This window comes from Mesorhizobium sp. WSM4306 (assembly GCF_007003975.1).
Lineage (GTDB): Bacteria > Pseudomonadota > Alphaproteobacteria > Rhizobiales > Rhizobiaceae > Mesorhizobium.
In genome coordinates, this window is record NZ_VFTC01000004.1 from 88339 (window position 1) to 110865 (window position 22527).

At 59.2% G+C, this 22527-nt stretch carries 20 protein-coding genes and 1 pseudogene; 8 read left to right on the plus strand and 13 right to left on the minus strand.

The window, feature by feature from the left end:
• Positions 1 to 2 precede the first annotated feature (2 nt).
• The 7 genes and pseudogenes from FJV77_RS07630 to FJV77_RS32820 form a co-directional block, all read right to left on the minus strand.
• Positions 3 to 848: a cytochrome c gene (locus tag FJV77_RS07630; protein ID WP_246691187.1), complete on the minus strand. Its 846-nt coding sequence runs from the start codon at positions 846 to 848 to the stop codon at positions 3 to 5.
• 105 nt (positions 849 to 953) lie between these two features.
• The gene (locus FJV77_RS07635; RefSeq protein WP_142866222.1) at positions 954 to 1862 is read right to left on the minus strand and encodes an SDR family oxidoreductase; all 909 of its coding nucleotides are present in this window, start codon (positions 1860 to 1862) and stop codon (positions 954 to 956) included.
• A 543-nt stretch (positions 1863 to 2405) separates the two neighbouring features.
• Positions 2406 to 2873: a hypothetical protein gene (locus tag FJV77_RS07645; protein ID WP_348643815.1), complete on the minus strand. Its 468-nt coding sequence runs from the start codon at positions 2871 to 2873 to the stop codon at positions 2406 to 2408.
• 167 nt (positions 2874 to 3040) lie between these two features.
• A complete protein-coding gene (locus FJV77_RS07650; protein ID WP_246691169.1) occupies positions 3041 to 3988 on the minus strand; it encodes a DUF72 domain-containing protein in 948 nt (315 codons plus the stop codon).
• 252 nt (positions 3989 to 4240) lie between these two features.
• Positions 4241 to 4465, minus strand: a pseudogene (locus FJV77_RS07655) (hypothetical protein).
• 198 nt (positions 4466 to 4663) lie between these two features.
• On the minus strand, positions 4664 to 4876 hold the full coding sequence (locus FJV77_RS07660; protein WP_142866223.1) for a hypothetical protein: 213 nt from the start codon (positions 4874 to 4876) through the stop codon (positions 4664 to 4666).
• 1025 nt (positions 4877 to 5901) lie between these two features.
• A complete protein-coding gene (locus FJV77_RS32820; RefSeq protein WP_246691170.1) occupies positions 5902 to 6327 on the minus strand; it encodes a helix-turn-helix domain-containing protein in 426 nt (141 codons plus the stop codon).
• Between the two features lie 845 nt (positions 6328 to 7172).
• Here FJV77_RS32820 and FJV77_RS32260 point away from each other — a divergent pair.
• The 3 genes from FJV77_RS32260 to FJV77_RS07690 all read left to right on the plus strand — a co-directional run bounded on the left by FJV77_RS32260 (position 7173) and on the right by FJV77_RS07690 (position 9972).
• The gene (locus FJV77_RS32260; RefSeq protein ID WP_185970226.1) at positions 7173 to 7331 is read left to right on the plus strand and encodes a hypothetical protein; all 159 of its coding nucleotides are present in this window, start codon (positions 7173 to 7175) and stop codon (positions 7329 to 7331) included.
• 795 nt (positions 7332 to 8126) lie between these two features.
• Positions 8127 to 8339, plus strand: a complete 213-nt coding sequence (locus FJV77_RS07680) for a DUF768 domain-containing protein (RefSeq protein WP_142866225.1) — start codon at positions 8127 to 8129, stop codon at positions 8337 to 8339.
• A gap of 1054 nt (positions 8340 to 9393) precedes the next feature.
• Positions 9394 to 9972: a class I SAM-dependent methyltransferase gene (locus FJV77_RS07690; RefSeq protein ID WP_142866226.1), complete on the plus strand. Its 579-nt coding sequence runs from the start codon at positions 9394 to 9396 to the stop codon at positions 9970 to 9972.
• Positions 9973 to 9997: 25 nt separating this feature from the next.
• Here the strand turns inward: FJV77_RS07690 and FJV77_RS07695 are convergent, their stop codons facing one another.
• Together FJV77_RS07695 and FJV77_RS07700 are read right to left on the minus strand one after the other, a co-directional pair.
• Entirely contained in the window at positions 9998 to 11194 is a 1197-nt protein-coding gene (locus FJV77_RS07695; protein WP_142866227.1) for a glycosyltransferase family 4 protein, read from the minus strand.
• Positions 11194 to 12018 (minus strand): amidohydrolase family protein, encoded by an 825-nt coding sequence (locus FJV77_RS07700; protein WP_142866228.1) that lies wholly within the window; start codon positions 12016 to 12018, stop codon positions 11194 to 11196. The genes FJV77_RS07695 and FJV77_RS07700 overlap by 1 nt, the downstream gene beginning before the upstream one ends.
• Positions 12019 to 12179: 161 nt before the next feature.
• Here FJV77_RS07700 and FJV77_RS07705 point away from each other — a divergent pair, with 161 nt between their 5' ends.
• From FJV77_RS07705 to FJV77_RS32265, 4 genes are all read left to right on the plus strand, one after another.
• A complete protein-coding gene (locus FJV77_RS07705) occupies positions 12180 to 13349 on the plus strand; it encodes a glycosyltransferase (RefSeq protein WP_246691171.1) in 1170 nt (389 codons plus the stop codon).
• Positions 13342 to 14472 carry a UDP-galactopyranose mutase gene (glf, locus tag FJV77_RS07710; protein WP_142866229.1) on the plus strand — a complete coding sequence of 377 codons (1131 nt, stop codon included), beginning with the start codon at positions 13342 to 13344 and terminating at the stop codon, positions 14470 to 14472. Before FJV77_RS07705 ends, glf begins: the two co-directional genes overlap by 8 nt.
• A 2-nt stretch (positions 14473 to 14474) precedes the next feature.
• Positions 14475 to 16109, plus strand: coding sequence for a glycoside hydrolase (locus FJV77_RS07715; RefSeq protein ID WP_142866230.1), 1635 nt, complete (start codon positions 14475 to 14477; stop codon positions 16107 to 16109).
• 81 nt (positions 16110 to 16190) lie between these two features.
• Positions 16191 to 16343 (plus strand): hypothetical protein, encoded by a 153-nt coding sequence (locus FJV77_RS32265; RefSeq protein ID WP_185970227.1) that lies wholly within the window; start codon positions 16191 to 16193, stop codon positions 16341 to 16343.
• A 417-nt stretch (positions 16344 to 16760) separates the two neighbouring features.
• On the opposite strand, the gene FJV77_RS07725 is transcribed toward FJV77_RS32265, so the two are convergent.
• The 4 genes from FJV77_RS07725 to FJV77_RS07740 all read right to left on the minus strand — a co-directional run bounded on the left by FJV77_RS07725 (position 16761) and on the right by FJV77_RS07740 (position 21326).
• On the minus strand, positions 16761 to 17846 hold the full coding sequence (locus FJV77_RS07725) for an ATP-dependent DNA ligase (RefSeq protein ID WP_246691172.1): 1086 nt from the start codon (positions 17844 to 17846) through the stop codon (positions 16761 to 16763).
• On the minus strand, positions 17843 to 20494 hold the full coding sequence (ligD, locus tag FJV77_RS07730; RefSeq protein WP_142866231.1) for a DNA ligase D: 2652 nt from the start codon (positions 20492 to 20494) through the stop codon (positions 17843 to 17845). The genes FJV77_RS07725 and ligD overlap by 4 nt, the downstream gene beginning before the upstream one ends.
• A 270-nt stretch (positions 20495 to 20764) precedes the next feature.
• Positions 20765 to 20968 (minus strand): hypothetical protein, encoded by a 204-nt coding sequence (locus tag FJV77_RS07735; RefSeq protein WP_142866232.1) that lies wholly within the window; start codon positions 20966 to 20968, stop codon positions 20765 to 20767.
• 166 nt (positions 20969 to 21134) lie between these two features.
• Positions 21135 to 21326 carry a hypothetical protein gene (locus FJV77_RS07740; protein ID WP_142866233.1) on the minus strand — a complete coding sequence of 64 codons (192 nt, stop codon included), beginning with the start codon at positions 21324 to 21326 and terminating at the stop codon, positions 21135 to 21137.
• Positions 21327 to 21865: 539 nt separating this feature from the next.
• On the opposite strand from FJV77_RS07740, the gene FJV77_RS07745 reads away from it, so the two are divergent.
• Positions 21866 to 22132, plus strand: coding sequence for a hypothetical protein (locus FJV77_RS07745; RefSeq protein ID WP_246691173.1), 267 nt, complete (start codon positions 21866 to 21868; stop codon positions 22130 to 22132).
• Positions 22133 to 22527 lie beyond the last annotated feature (395 nt).

A 22527-nucleotide genomic window follows, 5' to 3' on the forward strand; every position in this document is an offset into this window, starting at 1 on the left:
GCCTATGGGTGTGGCGTCGCGACCGGCGGAAGCGCTTTGATATAGTGCGCGATCGCCTCGCGGTCCCCTTCAGGCAGCATGGCGGTATTTGTCACCACGTCGGCCATGGAAGATCCCACCCGACCGTGGTTGGGCGTCTCTCCGGTTCTAAGCATCGTGGCAATGTCGGTCTCGGTCCACGCGCCCAATCGTTCCTGCGTAATGTTGGGCACGAACCCGGTACCTTGCGGGTCGATACCGCCGGCAAACAGCGTATCGGCCCGGATTGCTCCAAACGCATTTCGGCTGGAGTGGCATTCCGCGCAATGAGAAACGGTTTCGACGAGGTATGCGCCGCGATCGAGCATCGTTTTGCCGTCAGCATTCGCAGTCGACCGGCCCTGGCGAAAAAATAGCAGCTTCCAGAATCCGACGGACCGCCGAATGCTGAACAGGATTGCGGGTTCGTGCGGCGGCGCACGTCCAGACACTTTTGGCAGAGTCATGAGATAGGCGTAGATATCGTTGATGTCGGCAACTGTCATGCCGGTGAAGCTGGTGTAGGGGAAGGACGGGTAATAGTGTTCGCGCTTGGGAGAGACCCCCCCGATAAGCGCATTTGCTAGATCGGCAGCGCTCCATCTGCCTATTCCGTCGACAGGATCCGGAGAGATGTTGGGCGGCCGAAAAGTGCCGAACGGCGACGCGAGCGCCATGCCACCGCCAAGTTGTAATCGATCGGACTGACCGGGGGTGGCGTGGCAGGAGGCGCATTGTCCCGCCGCGAAAACCAGCTTGCCGCGGCCCACATCCCCCCTCACTTCAAATCGCGGATCGTCTGGCGAGAACGGCAGATGAGCCGAGGTCATCAAGAAAGCTGCTGTCGCAGCCGACGCTGCGGCCAGCATGATGGCGACAGCAATTTTGCGTGCAATGCGCCTCATGACATCCTTATGCTCGATGTTTGTATAGGCTCAAGCGACTCCCTTGCCGCCAGTGACGCCATAAACTTCGCCATTGATGAAACTGGCTTCCCCCGACGCCAGCAGCACATACACCGGCGCCAGCTCGGCTGGCTGTCCAGGACGGCCGAAATCGCTGTCTTCGCCGAAATGCTTGACCTTTTCATCTGGCTGACCGCCGCTCGGCTGTAGAGGGGTCCAGACGGGCCCGGGAGCCACGACATTGGCCCGAATGCCCCGCTTGATCAATTGCTTGGCAAGCGCCTTGGTGTACGCGACAATGCCGGCTTTCGTCGTGGCATAGTCGAGCAGGAGAGCCGAAGGATCATAGGCCTGGATTGATGCCGTAGTGATGATGGAGGCGCCGGCCGGCAAATGCGGCGCGGCTGCTTGAGCGATCCAGTGAAGGGCGTACAGGTTCGTCTTCATGGTTTTGTCGAAGTCGTCTGTCGTCAGCTCTTCAATGCTCTCGCGATATTGCTGCCTCCCGGCATTGATCACAAGGATATCCAGCCCACCCAGGGCTGAGACGGCCTTCTCGACCAAATCCCCGCACCAAGCCTCCTCCTTGACGTCGCCAGGCAGCGCTAGGGCCGTCCTGCCAGCGGCTTTGATGAGTGCGATGACTTGCTTGGCATCATCTTCCTCTTCCGCAAGGTATGAGATAGCCACGTCCGCCCCTTCGCGGGCAAAGGCGATGGCCACGGCCCTCCCTATCCCGGAATCGCCCCCCGTCACCAGTGCCTTGCGCCCAGCAAGCTTGCCAGAGCCCCCATAGCTTTGCTCGCCGTGGTCCGGTATCGGGTCCATCTTTCCGGCAAGGCCAGGCGTGATCTGCGGCTGCTTTGGAAAAGGTGGCGCCGGATACTCCTTGCGGGGATCCCGAAGTAAATCACGATCATTCACGGTGAAAGCCTCCATATCACGGTCACCGTTGCCGCAACGCGGTGAGCAACCCTTTGTTCCCCTGGATGCCCGTGTAGGAAAACAGTGGCCGCGCAGCCAAAATCTGTCTCCAGTACAGCAGCTTTCGTCGGTGCCAGAACGCGCACAAAGCCGCAACAGTTGCCCACCCGCAGCCGTCGTCGCGTCGGCTTCACCTCATGGCCAAGTCGATGGATGATCTGTTGGACAAGGCTGCGAAGCCCGTTCTGCAAATCGATCCCGGCATGAGCGCATCGCCGCGCTGGCAAAGCTCGAGGAGGACGAACCGGGCTTCAAGGAAGACGTGGCACATCTTCTGTATGACGAGGCCCGCGTTCTTGATGGGGAGAAACCGGCGGATGCCAAAGCATTCTGGGGACGACTTTTTCGACTCGTTGCCCGGAGGGACGCGTAGAAGTTGATCAAGGCAGGTTGGCTTGGCAGCAAGTTGCGATGGATCGCTATGCGCCTGGCCGGGCCGCGCGCGGCGCGCCGCTATTCCGCCCTGTTTCATCAAATAGGCATTGAAGACCGAGGCCGCTAAGGGTCGCGCAGCAACCCATCCTTATCGAACGTGTCCCATCCCTTCAGACTGGTCCGCGTTTGTTCGCGCGCTGAATTCGTCACAACAGGGAGGATCTGCGCGGACCCGCTTGAACGCGTCCGCGCGGCCTTGCCCGCGCCCCGCCGTCTGTTCTCTGCGACCTCTAACGCGTCCTCCGCTCTCCATAAGGTCGGGAGGTCGCGGTCAAGCACGTCTTCGATTTCGCAAGGATCGAAGACGTGGAAGGTAACCTTCCTGGCCCGCCCGCGCATCTTCACGGTTCGCGTCCCGATACTCTTGAGCCGGCCATCCTTCAGCCATTTCTGTCGCTCCCGAGAAGAAATGGAAAGAATGTCCTCGGCCTCGCGCGGAAGCACGGGTAGCGTCTCGATTCGCTGAAGCAAACGATCGATTTTCGCCGACGCCGTCTTGAACTGATCGCTCTCACTCTGCTCCATTTGCATCGTTACGTTCCCGGCTTCAAAGACAACGAATTTTCGCGCAGCCAAAGGTAACCGGGCGCGAATCTCTCGCTCGATGCGCCTGGTTCTAACCGAGGAGCCCAACGTGGCCGACGCCGGCAGCGGCCAGTTGGCAGTTAGGAAATGAGACGTTGCCGGAGTTCGCATGCTCATCGGAAACCGACCAGCGATTTGGGGTTGCCCGTTTCGGCTTCGGGTCGGATGAAGCCCGCTTCCTCAAGAAGATCGCGCATCGTCAGCGCATTCCTTGGGGCAAACCCCTCGTAGTCGTTGTTGAAATAGACCCACGCTCTCCGCGCACCGCTGGCGCGAATCTTGTCGGCCCACTCAGCCAGTTCGCTGTTGGAGTAGTCATGTCGGTACCAGCGCTTCGGACCATGCAGCCGCAGGTAGACATCGTCGGCGGTGCGGACCAGCGCGTCCGGAAGTCGAGGCCCGCTGCAAGAGCAGAATACCGTGCCCGTCCCGCGGAAGGCGGCATGAACGGTATCATTCCACCAACTGGCATGACGAAATTCCACCACGTTGCGCCGACTATGGTCAAGCTGACTCAGGATGGCGCTTAGCCGGGCCTCGGTGAAGTGATAGCTGGGCGGCAGTTGGAAGAGGAAGCAGCCCATCCGTTCGCCGAGGATATCGGCGATCAGTCCAAAGTCTTTCACCAGAGCCGTTGTATCTTCGAACTTCTGGATGTGCGTGATCAGTTCACACACTTTGACCGTGTATATGAATGTTCGGGTTCCCGGCTGACGCAGCCAGCTTTTCACGTTCGCGACGGTCGGCCATGAATAGAAGGATGCGTTGATTTCAACAGTGTCGAAGCACTCGGCGTAGTGGCCGAACCATTCGCTCGTTGGAAGCTCTATTGGGTAAAACGCTCCTCGCCATTTCCAATAGAACCAGCCGGAACAGCCCACAAAGGCCGATGCCGCCAAAGCGGCAGACTGGCGTTCCGGAGACGTCGCCGCCAGCCGGGCTAGGTGCATCTTTTCAGCGCGTCCGATGTTAGCCGCGCGCTGCTTGTCTCGTCGCAGTCTGCGCCTTTCCCGGCGTTCCTCGGGTCCGATTTTGCGCGTTATGACGACAGTTTCGTTCATGGCAGACCTCCAACCCTCATAATCCGCGCCGGCGCGCGGATTAGGAATCGGGCGCGTAAATCAGGCCGATCTGTTTTGATCCGCAGACCTCGCACTTCAGCCTCGGCCTGATGTCCCACTCCATAGCGGAGTGTCCGGCCCGCGGTCGCGCAGCTCTTCCAGATTTAGAATGACCGCATGCACGCGACGTTGCAGAACGCCGTGACTGCCATCTTCGCGTCGATGGCGACTGGAGCGTCCACGTAGCGCCTATCATTTCGGCTCGCCTTCAGCATCGGAGTGGACGATTGCGTCGAGAATGCCTCGTAAACGCTCCCCGTATCTTCCTCGATTTCGGTGCTGCTGATGCCGAATTCCTTGGCGTCGGCAAACAGCTTTTCGGTCAGCTCGGCAACGAGAGATCATATCTGCGCCTGCCGTCTCCGGCACGTTGGTGGAGATCCATCGATATAGAAAGTCGGTGCCGCGTGCGCTCATGAGGACATAAGCTCGCGGTTTTTGTTAGGTTCCACGCATATTGACGCCGGCGGCGGCCGCGCCAGAATCATGCATGGGCCAAGGCATCAAAGTCGGCGATACCGTCGCGATAACTGCAACCGTGCGCAATGCTCGTGATGCCCATGGTCCTGATTTGCGCCGCGGACCCGCCAAGTCCGGCGGGTTTTTTTGTGCCCCTCAAGTTGGAGCAGAAGCCAAGGGATCGACCGACGGGCCTGAACGCGGGGCCTTTGCCTCTTCTGCTATGACCACCAATGCCTCTAGTGTGATTGCGGCCCCTGACATGAGAATGGCGATGTCTCCGCTGGCGCCGGTCAATGACAATTCCTTCGCACGATGTTGCAACGCGATGCTGAGTTCCTTGAGTCTTCTGCGGAGGTCGTCGTCCATTTGCGTTCTCCCTATTGGAATTGGAGCAACGCGCCTGCTGACAACCCGTTCCGCCGTGATGGCAGTGAACAACGGCTGACCGAGTTTACACTTTGGGCTTTCGCCTGCTCTTCGGCAGAACCGGTTTTGGATTAAGCCTCAGCCACTGGCCGGCAGCATAATTCCTGGCGAATTCCTCTCGCTCGAAAAGGCGCTTGGTCACCGTCCCAGCTTCCACGATCTGGACAGCCCACTGGCCGTCTAGCTGCGCAATCGAAACACTACATTTAGGATGCTCATCCATCGCGTCTCTCGCCCTGCACTACCACGGACGGAAGTAGAAAACACTTATGCCCGACGGCGCTGATCAACGTTTGAAACGCACAAACCCGGCGCTGTAAGGTTACCGTCCCAACCTCTGAGCCAAGCCAGTTCGCCTCTGAAGCCAGGCGTTCCGCAGCCTCCCGCGATAGCCCGACAAAAACCTTTCCATCTCTCTCCGCCGGCATCCCGGCGACCTCATCGTAAACCAGCCAAAGGTCGGCTGGATCCATGATAGCAACAAACCGCATGCATGCGCTCCAACCCGGTAGCACTATCTAATTTCGCGACGTTCTTAATTGTTCCGCGTCGGATAAGAAAATCCGGAGAGGAAGTCGCCGAAAACCCGCCGCGACCTCGGGTGCGGAGCCGTGGCGCGTTCAAGGCTGCCGGCGCTCGTATGCACGCTAGAGCGCAGCAGCGTTCAGCTCGCCGCGCCGGCCGGCGCTGGCCTTGGTGTGCCGGTCGCACTCCGGCGGCTGTAGAGGCCGATCGCGCACCCAGGCGCCATCGTACCGAATAGTCGGGACTAGATAGTCAAGCTGGTCCGATCTCAGGCTCGCCAAGCACTGCGGCAAACGGCACTACGAGAACGACCCGGCCGCTCTGGTCGGTGACTTCAAAACTGCAATCAGATTGCGTCCACCCGGGCGCCGAAGACGAGATCGCGTGCTGCGGCGAGCGCGTGGTCGTGCAGAGCCTTCTCGTCGGGTAGCTCATCGCCTTCACAATCGGGCGTGATGCGACCGCGACAGCGTATATTCATGAAAGTAGCGCAACTTCAACTCACCGGCCTCGCTTGATCGGGAGCACGAACACGTTGGAATACTCCTTCTCGGCAAAGCCGTAGATTGGCCGGCGAGATATTCCAGCTTGTCGCGATCGCGTATCGTGATTTGGCCGCGGGTGGCTCGAATGGCTCCGGTGCCTTCCAGCATTTGCACCGCGAGCGTGACGCCGGGTCGACGGGCACCGAGCATAATACTCATGAATTCGTGGGTGATAGACATGTCGTCATGCTCCATCCGATCGTGCGTCATCAGCAGCCAGCATGCGAGCCGCTCCTCAAGCGCATAACCGGCGTTTGCGTAAGCGGTCTGACTGACTTGAACGATGAACGTGTGTATGAAGCGCAGCAGGTGCGCGCGCATCCGGGCTGCGCTCCATCGCAGACTGGAGCTTGGCTGAACCAATCCGAACCGCGTCGCCAGCGGCCTGAACCAGGCAGCTATGAGGTGTGCGATCGATGCCGAGTACGACCGTGTTCCTGCCAACCCCTCCAATCCGACCATGCCGACTTCGAACCGCCGCTCCCCGGTATCTGCGACGATGGAAGCAATTCCATATTCCGGTGAGCGATTTTCTGATCGGCTCGAAACAGATGGTCGCGCACCGCTAAGGTTATCCTCTCCAGGTGGGTTGCAACAGTGCAAAGTCATCCGCGCAAAGGGACGCCAATAGACGATTGCGAACGGTCGATTGTTGAAGCTGAGCCATGCTCTTGGCCTCCGGTCTGGGGCAAGAGCACGAGCACCGCTATCTCTCAGCCGCTTGCGCCCTAACAGTCAGCAAGCGTTGGCTTAACTATCCCCACCTAGTCAGAGCAATGGCTAAGAGCATTTTTCGAGACCAGAAGCGGCTTGGGTACGAGTCCGTACTAACATTTCTTAATGCGGCCGAGTCTAACGAAGTTAGATTTCCAATTGTCATCTACGACGAGGACGATTGCCGTGGAAAAAACCGTATTGAACGTTCCGTGTGTCGAATTGGTCGACGGGTACGGTGAATGGCACGTCCGTGTGGTTGAGGAAGACCATGAGCACACGCGGTCATTCGAGATCGAATCCTTCGCCTTGGCCTACGCGGAAGGTCAACGGCGACGATTGGCGCTCGCAGATTTCACACGGATCTAGCCTTGAGGAGCTGGTGAGGAAAGCGCCGCTCCGGCGTCTGGTCTGGATGATGAAGTTGCCAGCAAGCTGCAAAGGAGGCTGCCATGAAAAAACGGCGCATCGACAAGGAAAGACTTGAAAGAGCCGACCGCGAAGCGCGTAAGCTGATCGACGCCGAACGTCAGGCCAGAGACGCCAAAACATCCCGGCTCAGAGAGTTGAGGCTCAGCGCAGGCCAAGGCTTGGCGCTTGTCAAAGCGTAGTGAACTGTGGGCAGGGACCCCGTAACTCTTGACAGTGGGAACCCTTGCGATCGTTCAAGGTGGAGCCGGGGCGGCGCGTTCTTCATCGGTTCGTGCCGCTGCCGAGATGTCGGTCGTCTTGATCGGCCCGCGCAGCCTTGACCGCAGGCGCGGGCCATCCCCTCTAAGGTTCCCTATGACGAACAACGTCTCGAAAACTCAGGCTCGACAAAGCCTCTGGGCGCGTCCTAGTCGATGGTGAGCAGGTTTACCAACCGGCCAGCTTCCCGCTCTTTGAGCGCTTCTTTGAAAGCCTGTGCGGCAGCATCGCACGCCGGCCTAGATGGTCCGTAAAGATTGAGAAAATGATCGTAGCCGACTTCTCGGACAAACCATGCTTCGATGCGAATTCACCTACAGGGTATTGCCCCTTCCGCTCCTGCGACCTTCTGCCCTGCATTGTCCGTTCCTCGATCACCCAAATGGTTCGACGCTCCTAAAAATTCGCGCGCAATGCGGCGAGGGTCAAGACAGGTGATCAAGGTAGGCGCCTGGTGGGGGCGTAGTCGACTACGCCATCGATTACACTGCACAAATGAGATGGAAACTAACCTTGTCCTTGCACATTTTTCCGAGCCCGTAATCTTTGCGCCGAAAACAAACAGCGCCGCTTTTGAACAAGCTTCAAACGCCCGACTGCGTGGCCAAAAAAGTGCTCCGTGCCACGCGCCAAGCGCTGAATGCAAAATCCGCGAGAGCATCGGCAAAGATCGTGAACACAGTGGAAACCATTGCGGGAACTGAGGTTGTAGCGCCATGAGCCCGCGTGGCATCGACTTCCTCAATGGCTGGATTGCCAACAATATTCCTGAGAAAGCTAAAAGCGACGCAGTGACGGTAAGCGAATTCACACATAAGCTTTTCGCCGATGCAAAAGCGATCGGAATCAAGCGAGGCGAGATCGACGAGGAAGTCGACAGCGTCTACCAGACGCTTGTAGAAGCCCCGGTACATTTGCTCCGACGTTGAATGGGATACTCTCGCCCTTTGGAAAACCCGCCAGCCACGCGGTCGGAACGCTTTCCGCAGAGGACCCGCGACTGCGATCCGCGCTTTCTCGCTGAGCCGTCCAACACAAGAAAAGTCTTCGCAAGGAACGTCCCTGCCGCCGCCATGATCGGCCAACGCCGTTTCCCCTTCAACTCATGGCAAAGCCCAGAGTCGAACTTGAGCAACTGCGAGATCTTTTCGTCAGTCGAGAGCAGTCCGTTTTCGACTATCTGTCGAACCTTCGTTTCGGTGATCATCACCATGCTGGCGTCCTCGACTAAGATCAGCGCCAACGTCGATCTTGTCAGGACGTTCCACCGTCCCGGTCGAAAATCGATGTGCGCGGAAGCGTGACACATCGATCGACCTGTCGAATCTTCAACGACAGCGTATCTCAAAAGGTCCCGAAGCGGGGGTTGCCAAGCAGAGCCAAGTCGACTGGCCTGGGGCCATGGATCCGCTTGTCACAACGATCGCGGCCGCGGATGGAAATCGTACAGAGCTAGCTTGCGGAGGAACAAATCATCGTCTCGCAAATTCGTATTGGACGTGGCTGAATTGCTAAGCGAGGAGGAAGTGATGGGGTTTTTCGGAAGGTATTTTTCGGGCCTCTTCGGGAAAAAAGGACAGCCGGAAAAGCGCAGCGGGGACATGCGCAAGGCGACCGGCGCAGGTCCCGCTCTGGCAGCTCACTCGAAGGACGCAAAGAGTGCAGCTCCTACCGGCCACAATGCGACGGCAGCGAGGAAGAAAGCCGACAGCTAACCGATGCGGATCATTATGCTCTCATGGTGTGCAGACTGCCAAGGCGGCGGCGCGGCCCCCGCTTCATGACAAGACATGGCAACGAAAGATGCGCCAAAGGAAGCTTCCATGATCGCCAGCCGCCTGATGACATTTCACTGAGACCCTTACCGCGCTGCGGTCCCAAGGTTTGAATCACATGAGATCAATCCCAGTGCCAGGTACCGTGGTCTTTGGGGACCTTGGCGAGGTCGAGCCTTTGAGCCGGAGATTTGGCGGCGATCGCGGCATGCCGCTCGACCGTTACTATATCGAGAGTTTCCTGGAGCGTCATGCAAACGACATTCGGGGGCGTGTCGCGGAAATAGGCGACAACGTCTACACGCTCCGTTTTGGTCTCGACCGTGTCGTGCGTTCCGACATCATCGACTCGCCTGAGAGTGCCAATCCACACGCCACAATGCGCATCGATTTGCAGAACGAGGATGCCGTGGAGGGCGGATGCCTTGACTGCATCATCGTGACTCAGACGCTGCATATGATCTATGAGGTGCGGGGTGCCCTTGCTACTATCCATCGCGCCTTGGCGTCAGGCGGCGTCGTACTAGCGACGGTACCAGGTATTACGTCAATCGACGCCCATGACGGACCAGAAAAATGGTTCTGGGCGATGACCCAGACTGCGGCACAACGCCTCTTCGAAGAACGGTTTGGCTCCTCCGCAGTGGAGGTACAGCAATTCGGCAACGTGCTCGCCGCTACAGCCTTCCTTCAGGGTCTCGCATTCGAAGAGATCGATCGCGCAAGCCTCGACGTCGTTGATCCCTTGTACCCTGTCATTACCGCAATCAGGGCCACCAAATCCTGATATCCTGCACGTCCCGCTCCCGAACTCATGGAACTGAGTGGAGGCGAGCCTTATCCGTACGAGCTCCGAGCAACTGCCGGAAGATATGACTCGTCAACGTCGCCGACTGTTGGATATCGAAGCAGGCTTGCGCTCGCCTCACGCTGGCACCGGACATCGACTTCAGTCTTGCTGGGTTGGATAAAAGGGAGATTGCCGCCAAGGCGACGCCTTCCCAGTCTCCGGGATATTCCGACACGATACCCGGCCACTCGGTGGTGCCCACGAGAACACCGGTTTCGCCTGTGGCGACGATTTCCGGTACTCCGCCGACGCCGATCGCCACGACCGGCACGCCTGATGCCATGGCCTCCAGGATGGTGAGCGGCATCGCGTCTGCGCGAGACGTATGCAACAGCAAGTCAAGTGCCGGATAAATCCGATGTGGTTCGCGCGCAAGCCCGATCATATGGATGCGAGACTCCAGTCCCGCGCGTCGCACTGTAGCCCCAAGGTCCTTTTCCATTAACCCGGTCCCAACCATTGCGAAATGCACCTCGGGTCGCCTTTGCAATATGAATTCGGCTGCCTTGATGAACTTGTCGGGGCCTTTTTCCCAAGCCAGCCTGCCGACGAACCCAACCACTATGTCGGCAGGGCCGACGTTGATCGTTTGGCGGAACTCTGCGGGGTCAGCGGACTTCGGATGAAACTTTGCGAGGTCGACTCCGTTGGGAACGAGGCTCACAAGCTCAGGCGCCAATCCCACCGCAAGTGCCTGTGACCAGGCTTCACGGCACACCACAATGGTATGGCTCCCGGTTGTGCGCGCGACGCTGATTTCCTGCGCATGCAAGCTCATGCCATGCAATGTGGCTACGGTCGGCGTCCCGCTCAGTCGGCCGGCTATGGCCGCCACGGTATGCGCGTTCATCAGGTGCGCGTGGAGCAGACCGACACCCGTTTCGCGGACGAGTGTGCAGATCAGTTCGACTGTCTTCCAAGGCGGATCGTCACGCAGCGGCGCAATATAGACGTCTCTGCCTTCGGACCGGAGCAAGGCGGTATAAGGGCTCTCAAAAGGGCATAGCAGCGAGACTTTGAACTCGTTCGATGGCAGGTTTGCGGCCAGGTTGCGCACATAGTTTTCCATGCCGCCGACAATGGCGTTACCCAAAACCTCAAGGACATGCGTGCGCTCATCAGTTTGGCCGCCTGGCAGCACGCGCGGTGACCGGGTCATCAATTACCTCCTTGCCACGGGCGCAGCCTGAGCCAATCCATTGCAGTCCCCGACATGATTGCATCCCGGTCATCTGCTGCGACATCGAGTTGATCGAGAATTGCTCGGACCTCATCTATTGCCGCGCGAATATGAGCACCGCTGCAAGGCAGGAAGCGGTCGCTCCCGAATTGCAGAGAGCGTGGACCGATCACGTCGATTGCCTTTCGAAAGACCTCGTCGCGATAGATGGGAGGTGGTCCAAACGACAGGTCGAAGCGAAACTGGCTCTCGGTCGGGTCGATGCCATTGATCCGATCGATAACGCCAACCGCGTTGGCTTCGTCACACCATGGCCAGCCAAGGTGAGCCAAGGTGACGCGAAGGCCGGGATGATCGCGAACCCCCTCATAGAATGACGGCCGGCAGAACCGCCCTGATCGGCCGTCAATGAAAATCCCGCTGTGGAACAAGATGGGGAGATTGAGCCTCGCAGCGACCGCGTACACGCGATGGGCGCACTGATCATATGGATACCAGCCGGTCGGAACCATCTTCAGGGCGCGAATACCGGGAAGCGCGGCTGCCTCCTCAAGATCACCGGCTGATTGCGGATGGAGCGGATTGACAACCGCGAACCCGACGAGCCGGTCCGAGTGACCCTTTATCAGGTCGGAAAGGTAGCGGTTGCCAGCTCGCAACGATTCGCGGTCGTAAAGCGAATAAGGCGACGTCATGAAGGGCGCCAGCAGGAAGGCGATGTCCACGCCCGCATTATCGAGCGACTGCAGCACCTCCCCCGTCGTCTCGCGGCCCGATGTATGAAGATGTGCATCGACAATCATTTGCGCCTCCCCGCCGACAACTTGCGGAGGCGATGCCCGTTCCAGGAGTAATGAGAAATCTTGGTTTGGCTGGGAAATACAAAATTCCGTCGTCGTCGTGGAACCCGATCTGCGGACGGAGCTTCATCCACCATAAGCTAACCCTAATGCGGATCGTTGTAATGGATCAGACCGTATCCAACCCCTTGCCTATGCCATTTGATAGGCCACTCCTGATTTGCTTTTCACACCTGCGGTGGGATTTTGTTTTTCAACGCCCGCAGCATTTGATGACGCGCGCTGCAGCCACCTACACCGTCGTGTTCTTCGAAGAACCGGTATTCGAGCCCGTTCAGACCCCTGTCCTTCGCCACAAGCCGGCGGCCTCCGGCCTTGAGGTTGTGACCCCCGTGCTGCCGAACCATCAGCCCAAGGTTGAGGTCGACAAAGCAATGGCCATCCTGCTTGAGGGCCTGGTGGCCAGCATCGAGCACGACCACCTGGTGGCCTGGTACTACACGCCCATGGCCCTCAAATTCACCCCCGCGCTGCAGGAGGATGTCTGCATCTACGACTGCATGGACGAACTTTCTGCCTTCAAGAACGCACCGCCAGAACTCCAGCGGCTTGAGCAGCAGCTCTTTGGCAGGGCCGACGTTGTGTTTACGGGCGGCATGAGCCTTTATGAAGCCAAGCGCAGCCAGCATCCCTCCGTTCATGCGTTTCCAAGCAGCATTGACACGGCACACTTCCATCAGGCGCGCCGCCTTCAGGCAGACCCTCCCGACCAGCAAACCATTGCCCATCCGCGCGTGGGCTTCTTCGGGGTCATTGACGAGCGGTTCGACATCGACCTGATGGCTCGAACTGCTGCAGCGATGCCTGCTGTCCAGTTCGTCACTATCGGTCCAGTCGTCAAGATCGACCCAGCTACGTTGCCCGCTGGGCCAAACATTCATTGGTTAGGCGCCAAGCGGTATGCCGAATTGCCGAGCTACATGGCCGGTTGGGACGCAGGGTGGATGCCTTTCGCCTTGAACGAAGCGACGCGGTACATCAGTCCGACGAAGACGCCTGAGTTCCTGGCCGGCGGACTGCCCGTGGTTGCGACGGCCATCGTCGATGTTGTACAGATCTACGGCCGTCGCGGACTGGTCGAAATTGCTGACGCAGGATCGATGCCCGCCGCCCTCAGCACCGCTCTGTGCAAAGGTCGCGGTGAAATGGCCAAGGTCGACGCGTTCCTCTCGGAAATGTCTTGGGACTCGACCTGGAGCGCCATGCAGGATTTGCTCAAGCCCGCGAAGGTTTTGCGTCTTCCCACATTTAGCCGGTTGGTCGACCATGTTTGATTGGCTTGTCGTCGGCGCGGGCTTTGCCGGAAGCGTTTTGGCAGAGCGCCTTGCCAGTCAGCGCGGAGAGACCGTCCTTGTCATCGACCGTCGCAGTCACATCGGCGGCAACGCTTTCGATTGGTATGATGAGGCCGGCATTCTTGTACATCGCTACGGGCCGCACATCTTTCACACCAATGCTGAAGCCATCGTCGCCTACCTGTCCCATTTCACAACGTGGCGTCCTTATGAGCACCGTGTCCTCGCCAAAGTAGACGGCAAGCTGGTGCCAATCCCGATCAACCTCGACACGATCAATCGTCTCTATGGCCTCGACCTCACCTCCGAGCAAATGGAGCAGTTTCTGGCCGAACGCAGAGAGAGCGTGGAACAGATTCGCACCGCCGAGGACGTGGTCGTGGGGACAGTGGGACGCGAACTCTACGAGAAGTTCTTCCAAGGCTACACGAGAAAACAGTGGGGGGTCGATTCCTCGCAGCTGAGCAAATCGGTGACAGCGCGGGTGCCAACACGAACCAATCGCGATGACAGGTATTTCACCGACACGTTTCAGAGCATGCCGGCGGGCGGCTACACACGCATGTTTCAACGGATGCTGGCTCATCCGAAGATCAAGGTCATGCTGCAGACGGACTACCGCGAAGTTCGAAAGGTCATCCCCTATCGGCGCCTCGTCTATACCGGTCCGATCGATGAATTTTTCGACTTCAGGCTGGGAAAGTTGCCGTACCGGTCTTTGCGCTTCGAGCACGTTACGCTCGACACGCCACTGGTCCAACCCGTGGCCGTCGTCAACTACCCGCAGACCGAGGCTTTCACCAGGGTCACGGAATACAAGCATATGACGGGGCAACAGCATCCTCAAACAAGTCTGACCTACGAATATCCGACGGATGACGGCGATCCATATTATCCAGTGCCTCAGCCGGAGAATGAAGTGCTTTATAAGCGATACGAGGCACTCGCTGCTCAGCAAACCGATGCGATGTTCGTCGGTCGGCTGGCAACCTACCGGTACTACAATATGGACCAGGTGGTTGGTCAGGCTCTGGCCGCTTTCAATCGCATTCAGAAGACGGACGCGCCGGCGCTATCCCTGGCCAGAGGCGCGGCGGGGTAGTCATGGTGGAGGTCTGGGGTGGCGTTGAATGCAGCGTGGTTCGTGTCGGCAGTGTGATCCGCAATCAGCTCCTCGAAACCGGTCATTCAAAACGCATCGAGGATTTGGACCTCGTCGCTTCCCTCGGCATCAAAACGCTTCGATGCCCGGCGTTGTGGGAACACGTCGAGGCGGTGGAGGGCAAGGATGAATGGACCTGGCTGGACGAGCGGTTCGAACGTATGCGGCAACTCGGCATCACCCCAATGGCAGCCCTAGTCCATCATGGAAGCGGGCCATCCTGGACCTCCATTCTCGCGCCCGATTTTGCCGATCGTCTCGCTGCGTTTGCCGGGCGGGTCGCACGGCGGTACCAGTGGATAAGGACTTTCACGCCGATTAACGAACCGATGACGACAGCGCGTCTCAGCGGTCTCTATGGATTTTGGCATCCGCACCGCGCGGACGAGCCAAGTTGCTTCAGGCTTCTGGTTGCCCAATGCCGCGCGATCGCCAAGACGATGTCAACCATTCGCAAAATCATCCCCGAAGCCCGCTTTCTGCAGACCGAGGATTTCGGAAAGATTTTTGCGACGCCGGAACTAGCATACCAGGCGGAGTACGAGAATCGCCGGCGATGGCTATCGCTGGATCTGCTTTGTGGGCGTGTGGGTCCATGCCATCCGTTCCATGGACGCCTTCTTGGTGCTGGTGTCGATCACGCCCACCTAGCAGAGTTGGAGGCCGCGCCCTGCCCTCCGGATTTGATCGGCATTGATTACTACCTCACCAGCGACCGGTTTCTAGATCACCGCATTGAACGGCATCGTCGAGAACCGGTCGGCGGCAACGGCATCGATCCATACGTTGATATCGCCGCTTGCCGCGCCGGGGTGCCGGTCCGCGAACTCGGATTTGCCTCGCGTCTGCGTGAAGTGTGGCGGCGCTACGCTCTGCCGGTGATAATCGGAGAAGTGCACAATGCCTGCACTCGTGAGGAACAGCTGCGGTGGTTCATGGAGGGGTGGCAGGCTGCCTGCGAATGCGCGGCTGATGGTATCGACGTACGCGCCGTCACTGCCTGGTCGTTGTTCGGTGCTGTGGACTGGAATTCCATGATGATGCGCGAGGATGGATACTACGAATGCGGGGTGTTTGACGCGAGGGTTGATCCTCCGCGCAGAACTGTTCTAGCAGACGCCATTTCGGCTCTGGTGAACACGCAATCGTTCGGCCATCCCGTGCTTGCACAGACCGGCTGGTGGCGTCCGCCGCGAAAGAGGTTGGGGAAATCGCCTACGATCCTGCTGCGAGGATTTGATCTGCGGCTATCGATCCTGGGAGAGTGTTGCAGCCGCCGAGGACTTCCAGCGAAAGCAGTGCCCCAGCAAACAAGGTTGGCGGACTCGTGGGCTGAGCTAAGTGTGCGCTGGAGCCGACCCGGGTCACGGTCTGTCTTGTCTGCCAGCTATGGCGAGCGTGGGACCTTTTCGCTCGCGGTGCCTGATTTTATTGACTGGGTTGCCGCCTGCAATGCATTCCTCGACCTGGTCATCGACGGCCTTGCCGGCGACTATGAGCTGGTTTCGGCATCTCGCGACAACCAGTACCGGGTTACCGAACGCCCGGCCGCTGCCGCGGTGACGCGTTACAACTGACATGTCGCGTTCGGCGCAAGCCCGGTATCGTTCTATCGGCGCCGTGGAGGTCGACGTCGACCTGTGGAGCAGCAACCACCAATGCGCGACCTTATCGACGCCGTGCTCTGGTGGCCCCACGCCTCGCACCGGAAGGCTTTTGAACGATGGTCGAAACTTGACTTTGAACTGGCGAAGGCTCGCCTGCGCGAACTTGCCGAACGTCCCTCACCGCGCCAACGAATTGTTGAATGACGAAAACCACGGCGTTTGTCTCAGTCTCGCGCTCTGCGGCGGGATCAGATCCAAACAGCGTCGGGTCGACGAGGATATCTCGAACGTGGGTCGCCGGAGCGCCGCAAGGGACCGCGGGTCATCGGGGCGTGATCTCCGTCAGCAGGAGATTGCGCTGGGCCGGAGGAAGCGACCGTTCGAAGATGACGCGCCCATGGCGCGCGTGCTACCGGCCATCGGGCCCGGCCGCGAGCCATTTCTCGCCGAATTCGCCAAAACTCTTTGCCTCTTTCAGGCGACGCTTGTCGCGCAGTTTCTCGATCGCCGGCAATCGCCCCTCGCCGATAACGCGCTTTGCGTCGAGGCACTTCTCTCGGGCGAAAGCGAGCGAAATGCGGTCTCTGCCATATCTGCCGAGATAGACCGTCTCAGGCCCATTCAGCCTTTACTCGAGCCAAAACGAGATCGCGCCGCTGGGAATGAAGCGGACGTACCTGCCCGCACAGATTGGCCCAGTATCTGTTCGAACGTGCATTGCCTTGGGTCCTTGTCGGGGCGCCAGCGCAAGAATTTCGTGCCGTGCCGGAAGCGATCCCCGGTGACATGGTCGAAACGTACTTCCGCTACGAGCTCGGGACGCACCGGCTCCCATTGTCCGCTCCTCTCCGTGCTCCAGCGGCTCGGTCCGCCCGGCGCCTTGCCCGTGAAGCCAGGTGGTGCACGCAGGCCTTCCAGACGCCGGGTCAGATCTTTGCGATCCTCGCGAGCAATTGTCGAAGTGAATCCGACGTGGTCGAGCCTGCCGTCGTCATTGTAGAGACCGAGTAGCAAGGAACCGACGTCTCGCGAGTCGGCCAGATAACGAAACCCGCCCACCACACAGTCCGCGGTGCGCAAGCGCTTCACCTTGATCATGGCGCGCTCGCCCGGCCGGTACGGATCATCGAGACGCTTGGCGACGACACCATCGGTTGACCCGTGTCCCGACTGGTCAAGCCATTTGGCTGCGTCCGTAAGGCGCCGCGTGGCACGGGATAGTTCGATATCCTTGCGCCTGGCCGCCTCGACGAACAACTTTAGTTCGGCGCGCCGAGCTGAAAGAGGCTTGGAAACCAATGGCCCGTCGACACTGGCCAACATGTCGAAAAGAATAAGCCGCGCCGGCGTTGCCGCCGACAATTTGCGGATCCTGCTTTCGGCCGGGTGCAGCCGCATCTGCAACGCGTCAAATGAAAGCTCACCATCCACCTCGATGACGATCTCGCCGTCAACGACGAACGCGTCGGCCTCAAGGTCGCGCAACATCGCGACGACTTCCGGAAAATATCGGCCCAGCGGCTTGCCCGATTTGGCCCTCAGTTCCACCGCCTTGCCAGCCTTGAATGCGAGGCATCGAAATCCGTCCCATTTGGGCTCGTACTGCCAATGGCCCGGATCGTCAGGCAGGGCGTCGACTGACTTCGCTTCCATCGGCGCGGTGTCCAGTGGGAGTGCATAATCCGGTTTAAGATCCCGCGTCGTCATGCCGCGATCCTTGCCGCCGCGCCCATCCGCTTGATGGCGCTGGCGATGGAACGTTCACCATCGTTATAGTCCGCCCAGGCGGATGTTTTCTTCAGGAGGCCGGGTACGGTGCGGATGGTGTATTTTCGGGGATCGACGTCGCCCCTGACCTGACCCCATGTCAGCGGCATCGAAACGGTGGCGCCTTCCCTTGCGCGCGGCGACAGCGGAGCAACCGCGGTCGCCATGCGGTCGTTTCGAAGATAGTCGAGGAAGATGCGCGACGTCCGCAGTTTCTTGGCCATGTTGATGAGGTAGAGATCGGGACTGTCGGCCGCCATCTGCTGGCATACCGCTCTCGCAAATGCCTTGGCTTCGGCCCAGGTCGTCTTGCTGCGCTGACCCGCCAAGGGGGTCACGACATGCAGGCCCTTCCCGCCCGTTGTCTTGCAGAAGCTCAGCAGGCCCAGGCCGTCGAGACGATCCCGCATTTCCTTGGCCGCCGCGACCACTCGTGAAAAGTCAACCTCAGGGCCGGGATCGAGATCGAAGACCAGCCTGCCGGGGATTTCGGGATGGTCCGGCCGGCAATTCCACGGATGCAGCTCGAGGCCACCAATCTGGGCGATGGCGGCCAGACCCTCGACACGGTCTATCTGCAGATACGGTTTGTGGTCTCCGAAAACCTTGACGAGTTCAAGAAGGTTCGACGTTCCGGGCATTGCATGGCGCTGGAAGAACTGCTCGCCGGCATACCCGTCAGGCGCCCGCACGAGCGAACATGGGCGCCCCTTGATATGCTTGATCATCCAGTGGCAGACGGCCTCGAAATATTCGGCAAGGTCAAGCTTGGTGACGGGCTGCCCGCCGTCGCCGGCGTCTGGCCACAGCGGTTTGTCGGGTTTCGAGATGATGACGCCCATAACGACCGGGCTCTTTCCCGTCCGGCTCGTCGTCGCCTTGGCCGGCTGAGCGATCTGCGTGTCCTCGGGATCGGCTGGGCGTTCCGCCTCCACGTCGCTGGCAGGCTTGTCGTCGCGCAGCCCCTTGAACGCGGCTTGCCTGACATTTCCCCCGCCAGTCCACCCAGCGAATTCGATCTCCGCCACGAGTTCAGGCTTCGTCCAGAAAATCGTCGAGTCTTTTTTCGGCGCGCCATCGCCCGTGAATGGCGACATCGCTGCCTTCACAGCCTTCAGCCTAGGCAGGAGCTGCTTGACCTTCCCCTCGCTGTACCCGGTGCCGACGCGCCCAATATAAGCAAAGTGCTCTCCTCGGTTCACGCCGACGAGCAGCGAGCGGAACTTGCCGTTGGTTGTCGACCAGCCGCCGATGACGACTTCGTGCCCGGCACGGCATTTTGATTTCGCCCAGCTGCTGGAGCGGCCGGACGTATAGGCCGCATTGGATTGCTTGGAGATGATGCCTTCGAGGGAAAGGCGGCAGGCGGAGCGCAGCACCGCGTCGCCGCCATTGGAGAAATGCTCGACGTAGCGGATGAGATTTGCCTCGCCGCGATCTACATCGCCCAGGATGCCGCTGAGTTGTTCCTTGCGCCCGGTCAGCGGTTGTTTGCGCAGATCGACGCCGTTCGCGAACAGAAGGTCAAAGGCAAAGAAGATCAGGTCCTTGGTCCTGCGCTCCGACAAGGCGGCCTGCAGCGCGCTAAAATCGGGTGCCCCGTTCTGGCCAAGCGCCACGATCTCGCCATCGATGATAAGACTGGGAAGGCTGACCGCCTCTTTTGCGATGGCGCCGAATTTCCCGGTCCAGTCGAGCCCTTTGCGGGTTTTCAGGGTTGCGACGCCATCGTCGACGCGCATCTGCATGCGATAGCCGTCGAACTTGATCTCATGAACCCAGTTCGCTCCCGCTGGCGGCCGAGAGAGCGTTTCGCACAGTTGGGGCTCGATGAAATCGGGCATTTTCGCTCCGGACGATCGAGCGACTTTCGCGGGGCGTGCCGTCGGTTTTGCGGATCTCGTCGCATGCGTTTTGGCGGCATCGCCTCGATTGCTGTCCCAGACGGCGTCGGCCTCCGCTCCGGCGCCTCGGAGCATGAAGGGCTTGGGCGCAGCCCCTGTCCCCGCCGCGATCCTGTCCATGCTTCTGCCGGAGGCTACGGACCGATCTTGTGCGAGCATGGAGTCTCCATTGCCAACGGTGGCGTATTTGTCTCGGTGCTTGATCAGCAGCCAGTTGATCCGCTTGCCGCCATTGCGGTCGTGCTTCATGCGCACCAGGACGAAACTTCCATGCAGGCGTTTGCCGTCGAGCGTGAATTTGAGGTCGCCTTTTTCCAAGGCTTGCTGGGGAGACATCGAGCCCTCCGGCTCCCAATAGCCGCGGTCCCAGAGCTGCACCGTACCTCCGCCATATTGGCCTTTCGGGATGGTGCCCTCGAAGTCTCCATAATCGAGCGGGTGGTCCTCGACCTCGACCGCGAGACGTTTGTCCTGGGGGTCCAGCGACGGCCCCTTGGTTACGGCCCACGACTTGAAGACGCCGTCCAGTTCGAGACGAAGATCGTAGTGCAACCGGGTCGCCGCGTGTTTCTGGATGACAAATCGAAGCCGGTTCGACTTCAGCATGGAGCGGTCGCCGCTGGGCTCCTTTGTCTTGGTGAAATCCCGTTTGGCCCGATAGGTGGAAAGCTCGACCTTTTTCATGGAAGTGCCCCGACTGATGACGCCATGCTCAAGTCAACGTTCTGAGTCAGATTTCGTTCGGCAGGCGTTGAAGATGTCGACCAAGGTCACAATTGTCAGACCTCGGCCGCTGGGCTCCAAGCCTTCATCGAGTGGTCGGTGCCATCGACAAGTCCTGGAATAGCTTTCTCGGTTGCCGCTTCGAAGGCCGTCGCTCTCAGCCACTCAACTTCGCCGTACTTCCTAAAGGCGAACGCGTGGTCAATGCGCTTGCCGGCAGCGCGCAAGGCCTCATTTCTCGTCTTTATAGGACTTCGCGGCTTCGTCGATTTTGCGCCAGTCGTTGCCATGGCGCCGTACCAGCTCTCTCGCCTGGGTTGGGGAAACATCGTGTGTATCGACCACGTGCTTCACCTCGGCGTCTTCGCCCTTCAGCGGCTTGCTGCGGGGCTTTCTTGGCGCCTTGCTTCCCACAACCTCACCCGATCCTGGCATATCAGATCCTCCTGCAAGTCAACGCTGAGTAACCGGCGAAAGGCTGGATAGTTTCATTAACGGGACGGCTTGCAGCGCTTTTTGTCCCTGCTTGCATCAGGCGAGTTAACCTATACTGGTGGGAGCCTTTTTGGCGCCAATGGCGGGACAGGTGCTGCGCCATGGCTCATACATCGACATCATCTTTATCCCTAAAGTCCGAACTTTGGGAGAACCCCGGCGCGAACGTCTCCGCCCTGATCACCGGGTCAAGGTCGTCGGGAAAATTCGGCGCATTCACAGGCAGCGCAGGCTCGTGTTCGGAGACATAAAAGATCGCGGCAACTGCTCCGATCAGGTTATTGAATATGTCGGCCATCTCGGCGGTCCTAAGCTCTCGAATCCAAACTTCGGATTCTGAGAGGAGTTCCTTTCGCCTCCAAAAAGCTAACAGGAAACCCACCGAGCGTGCGGTGTGGTCAGCTGGCCGGACGAGGTGAGGGTGCCGGCAACTTGCGAACCAATCGTATTGGGCTCCTGCCAGATCCTCTGCTCCCCGCTTGACATAGCCCAGCGAGCAGGTTGTCACCCACCTCGCCCGCAAATTGCAGCAAAGCCCCGGAGGTCGCAGCGCTTCGTGTAGCGACGTGGAAGGCTAGGTCGACATCGTCGCCACCAAAGTAGTGATAGTCGGATTATCGCTCTTGCTCCTGGCTGGTTCCGTAGGACCGCGCACTCACGCCTAGGCCCGGTGGAGCGTCTCTTGTTCGGCAGCTGGAGGGAAGAGCCACCTCCACAAACTTTTCAAAATGCGTGAACGTCCCTGTACCATTTCGGACCAAGCCGCCTGCCGATATCATTTTTTAAAGACAGAAGGGGCATGCGGAGTCATCGTGCCAGTGTTCCCAAGCGCATTTTGTGGAGAAGGAAGCCATGTTGTTTCCTGGTCAAGTCGTCATGTCCGATGAATTGGAGATGCTCGCCCGCGTCTGTCGGACAGCTTGCGAAGAAAATGGTATTGCACTTAGCAGCCCGCAGGCACAGACACTCGCATCCCATGTCCTGAAGCTTTTCCTCAACGGCCTGGTAGGCGAGGACGAGTTACTGAGCGCTGAGCGAAACCGGATGAAAAGGCAAGCTCACATCGAGTCATTGAAGCAGCCGCGTGAGTTGCATCACAGCTAGCCTCACATCGGAGGGATCATGTCGAGTTCAGTGGGGGTAGCTGCTGGCCGCTAAATAGACGTAAGCGCCGCCTTAGACCTCCACAGGACACCCTCGTAATCATAGCGCCGTCGCAACTATCCACACGGAGAGAACCTCGCTCTTGCGGATCAACGTGGAAGGCTTGGCGTCGAAGCTAATTTTAGACGAGCGCCATCGGCTGTAGCGGATAATAACCTGATCCTGCCGAAATCTTCGTTGAGTTCGGCGCGGCGGTCGAGACAGTCAGCCAGATCGATTTTCTTAGAATTCGCCAGCCCTTGATTCACGCTTGACTGATCTTAGAGCCAGAATCCGACACGCTCGGGTGACAGAGACGGAAATCAAGACCTTTAAGAAAGTCCCATCCATCTTGC

What these genes read in the sequence shown, in the direction of transcription:
- FJV77_RS07680 (WP_142866225.1), top strand. Translation starts at nt 8,127, where the DNA reads ATGAGCCCGCGTGGCATCGACTTCCTCAATGGCTGGATTGCCAACAAT.
- FJV77_RS07700 (WP_142866228.1), bottom strand. Translation starts at nt 12,018, where the DNA reads ATGATTGTCGATGCACATCTTCATACATCGGGCCGCGAGACGACGGGG.
- FJV77_RS07740 (WP_142866233.1), bottom strand. Translation starts at nt 21,326, where the DNA reads ATGGCCGACATATTCAATAACCTGATCGGAGCAGTTGCCGCGATCTTT.
- FJV77_RS07695 (WP_142866227.1), bottom strand. Translation starts at nt 11,194, where the DNA reads ATGACCCGGTCACCGCGCGTGCTGCCAGGCGGCCAAACTGATGAGCGC.
- glf (WP_142866229.1), top strand. Translation starts at nt 13,342, where the DNA reads ATGTTTGATTGGCTTGTCGTCGGCGCGGGCTTTGCCGGAAGCGTTTTG.
- FJV77_RS07705 (WP_246691171.1), top strand. Translation starts at nt 12,180, where the DNA reads ATGGATCAGACCGTATCCAACCCCTTGCCTATGCCATTTGATAGGCCA.
- FJV77_RS07735 (WP_142866232.1), bottom strand. Translation starts at nt 20,968, where the DNA reads ATGCCAGGATCGGGTGAGGTTGTGGGAAGCAAGGCGCCAAGAAAGCCC.
- FJV77_RS07645 (WP_348643815.1), bottom strand. Translation starts at nt 2,873, where the DNA reads ATGCAAATGGAGCAGAGTGAGAGCGATCAGTTCAAGACGGCGTCGGCG.
- FJV77_RS07630 (WP_246691187.1), bottom strand. Translation starts at nt 848, where the DNA reads ATGACCTCGGCTCATCTGCCGTTCTCGCCAGACGATCCGCGATTTGAA.
- FJV77_RS07635 (WP_142866222.1), bottom strand. Translation starts at nt 1,862, where the DNA reads ATGGAGGCTTTCACCGTGAATGATCGTGATTTACTTCGGGATCCCCGC.
- FJV77_RS07725 (WP_246691172.1), bottom strand. Translation starts at nt 17,846, where the DNA reads ATGACGACGCGGGATCTTAAACCGGATTATGCACTCCCACTGGACACC.
- FJV77_RS07650 (WP_246691169.1), bottom strand. Translation starts at nt 3,988, where the DNA reads ATGAACGAAACTGTCGTCATAACGCGCAAAATCGGACCCGAGGAACGC.
- FJV77_RS07715 (WP_142866230.1), top strand. Translation starts at nt 14,475, where the DNA reads ATGGTGGAGGTCTGGGGTGGCGTTGAATGCAGCGTGGTTCGTGTCGGC.
- FJV77_RS07660 (WP_142866223.1), bottom strand. Translation starts at nt 4,876, where the DNA reads ATGGACGACGACCTCCGCAGAAGACTCAAGGAACTCAGCATCGCGTTG.
- FJV77_RS32260 (WP_185970226.1), top strand. Translation starts at nt 7,173, where the DNA reads ATGAAAAAACGGCGCATCGACAAGGAAAGACTTGAAAGAGCCGACCGC.
- FJV77_RS32265 (WP_185970227.1), top strand. Translation starts at nt 16,191, where the DNA reads ATGCGCGACCTTATCGACGCCGTGCTCTGGTGGCCCCACGCCTCGCAC.
- FJV77_RS07690 (WP_142866226.1), top strand. Translation starts at nt 9,394, where the DNA reads ATGCCGCTCGACCGTTACTATATCGAGAGTTTCCTGGAGCGTCATGCA.
- FJV77_RS32820 (WP_246691170.1), bottom strand. Translation starts at nt 6,327, where the DNA reads ATGCGCGCGCACCTGCTGCGCTTCATACACACGTTCATCGTTCAAGTC.
- ligD (WP_142866231.1), bottom strand. Translation starts at nt 20,494, where the DNA reads ATGAAAAAGGTCGAGCTTTCCACCTATCGGGCCAAACGGGATTTCACC.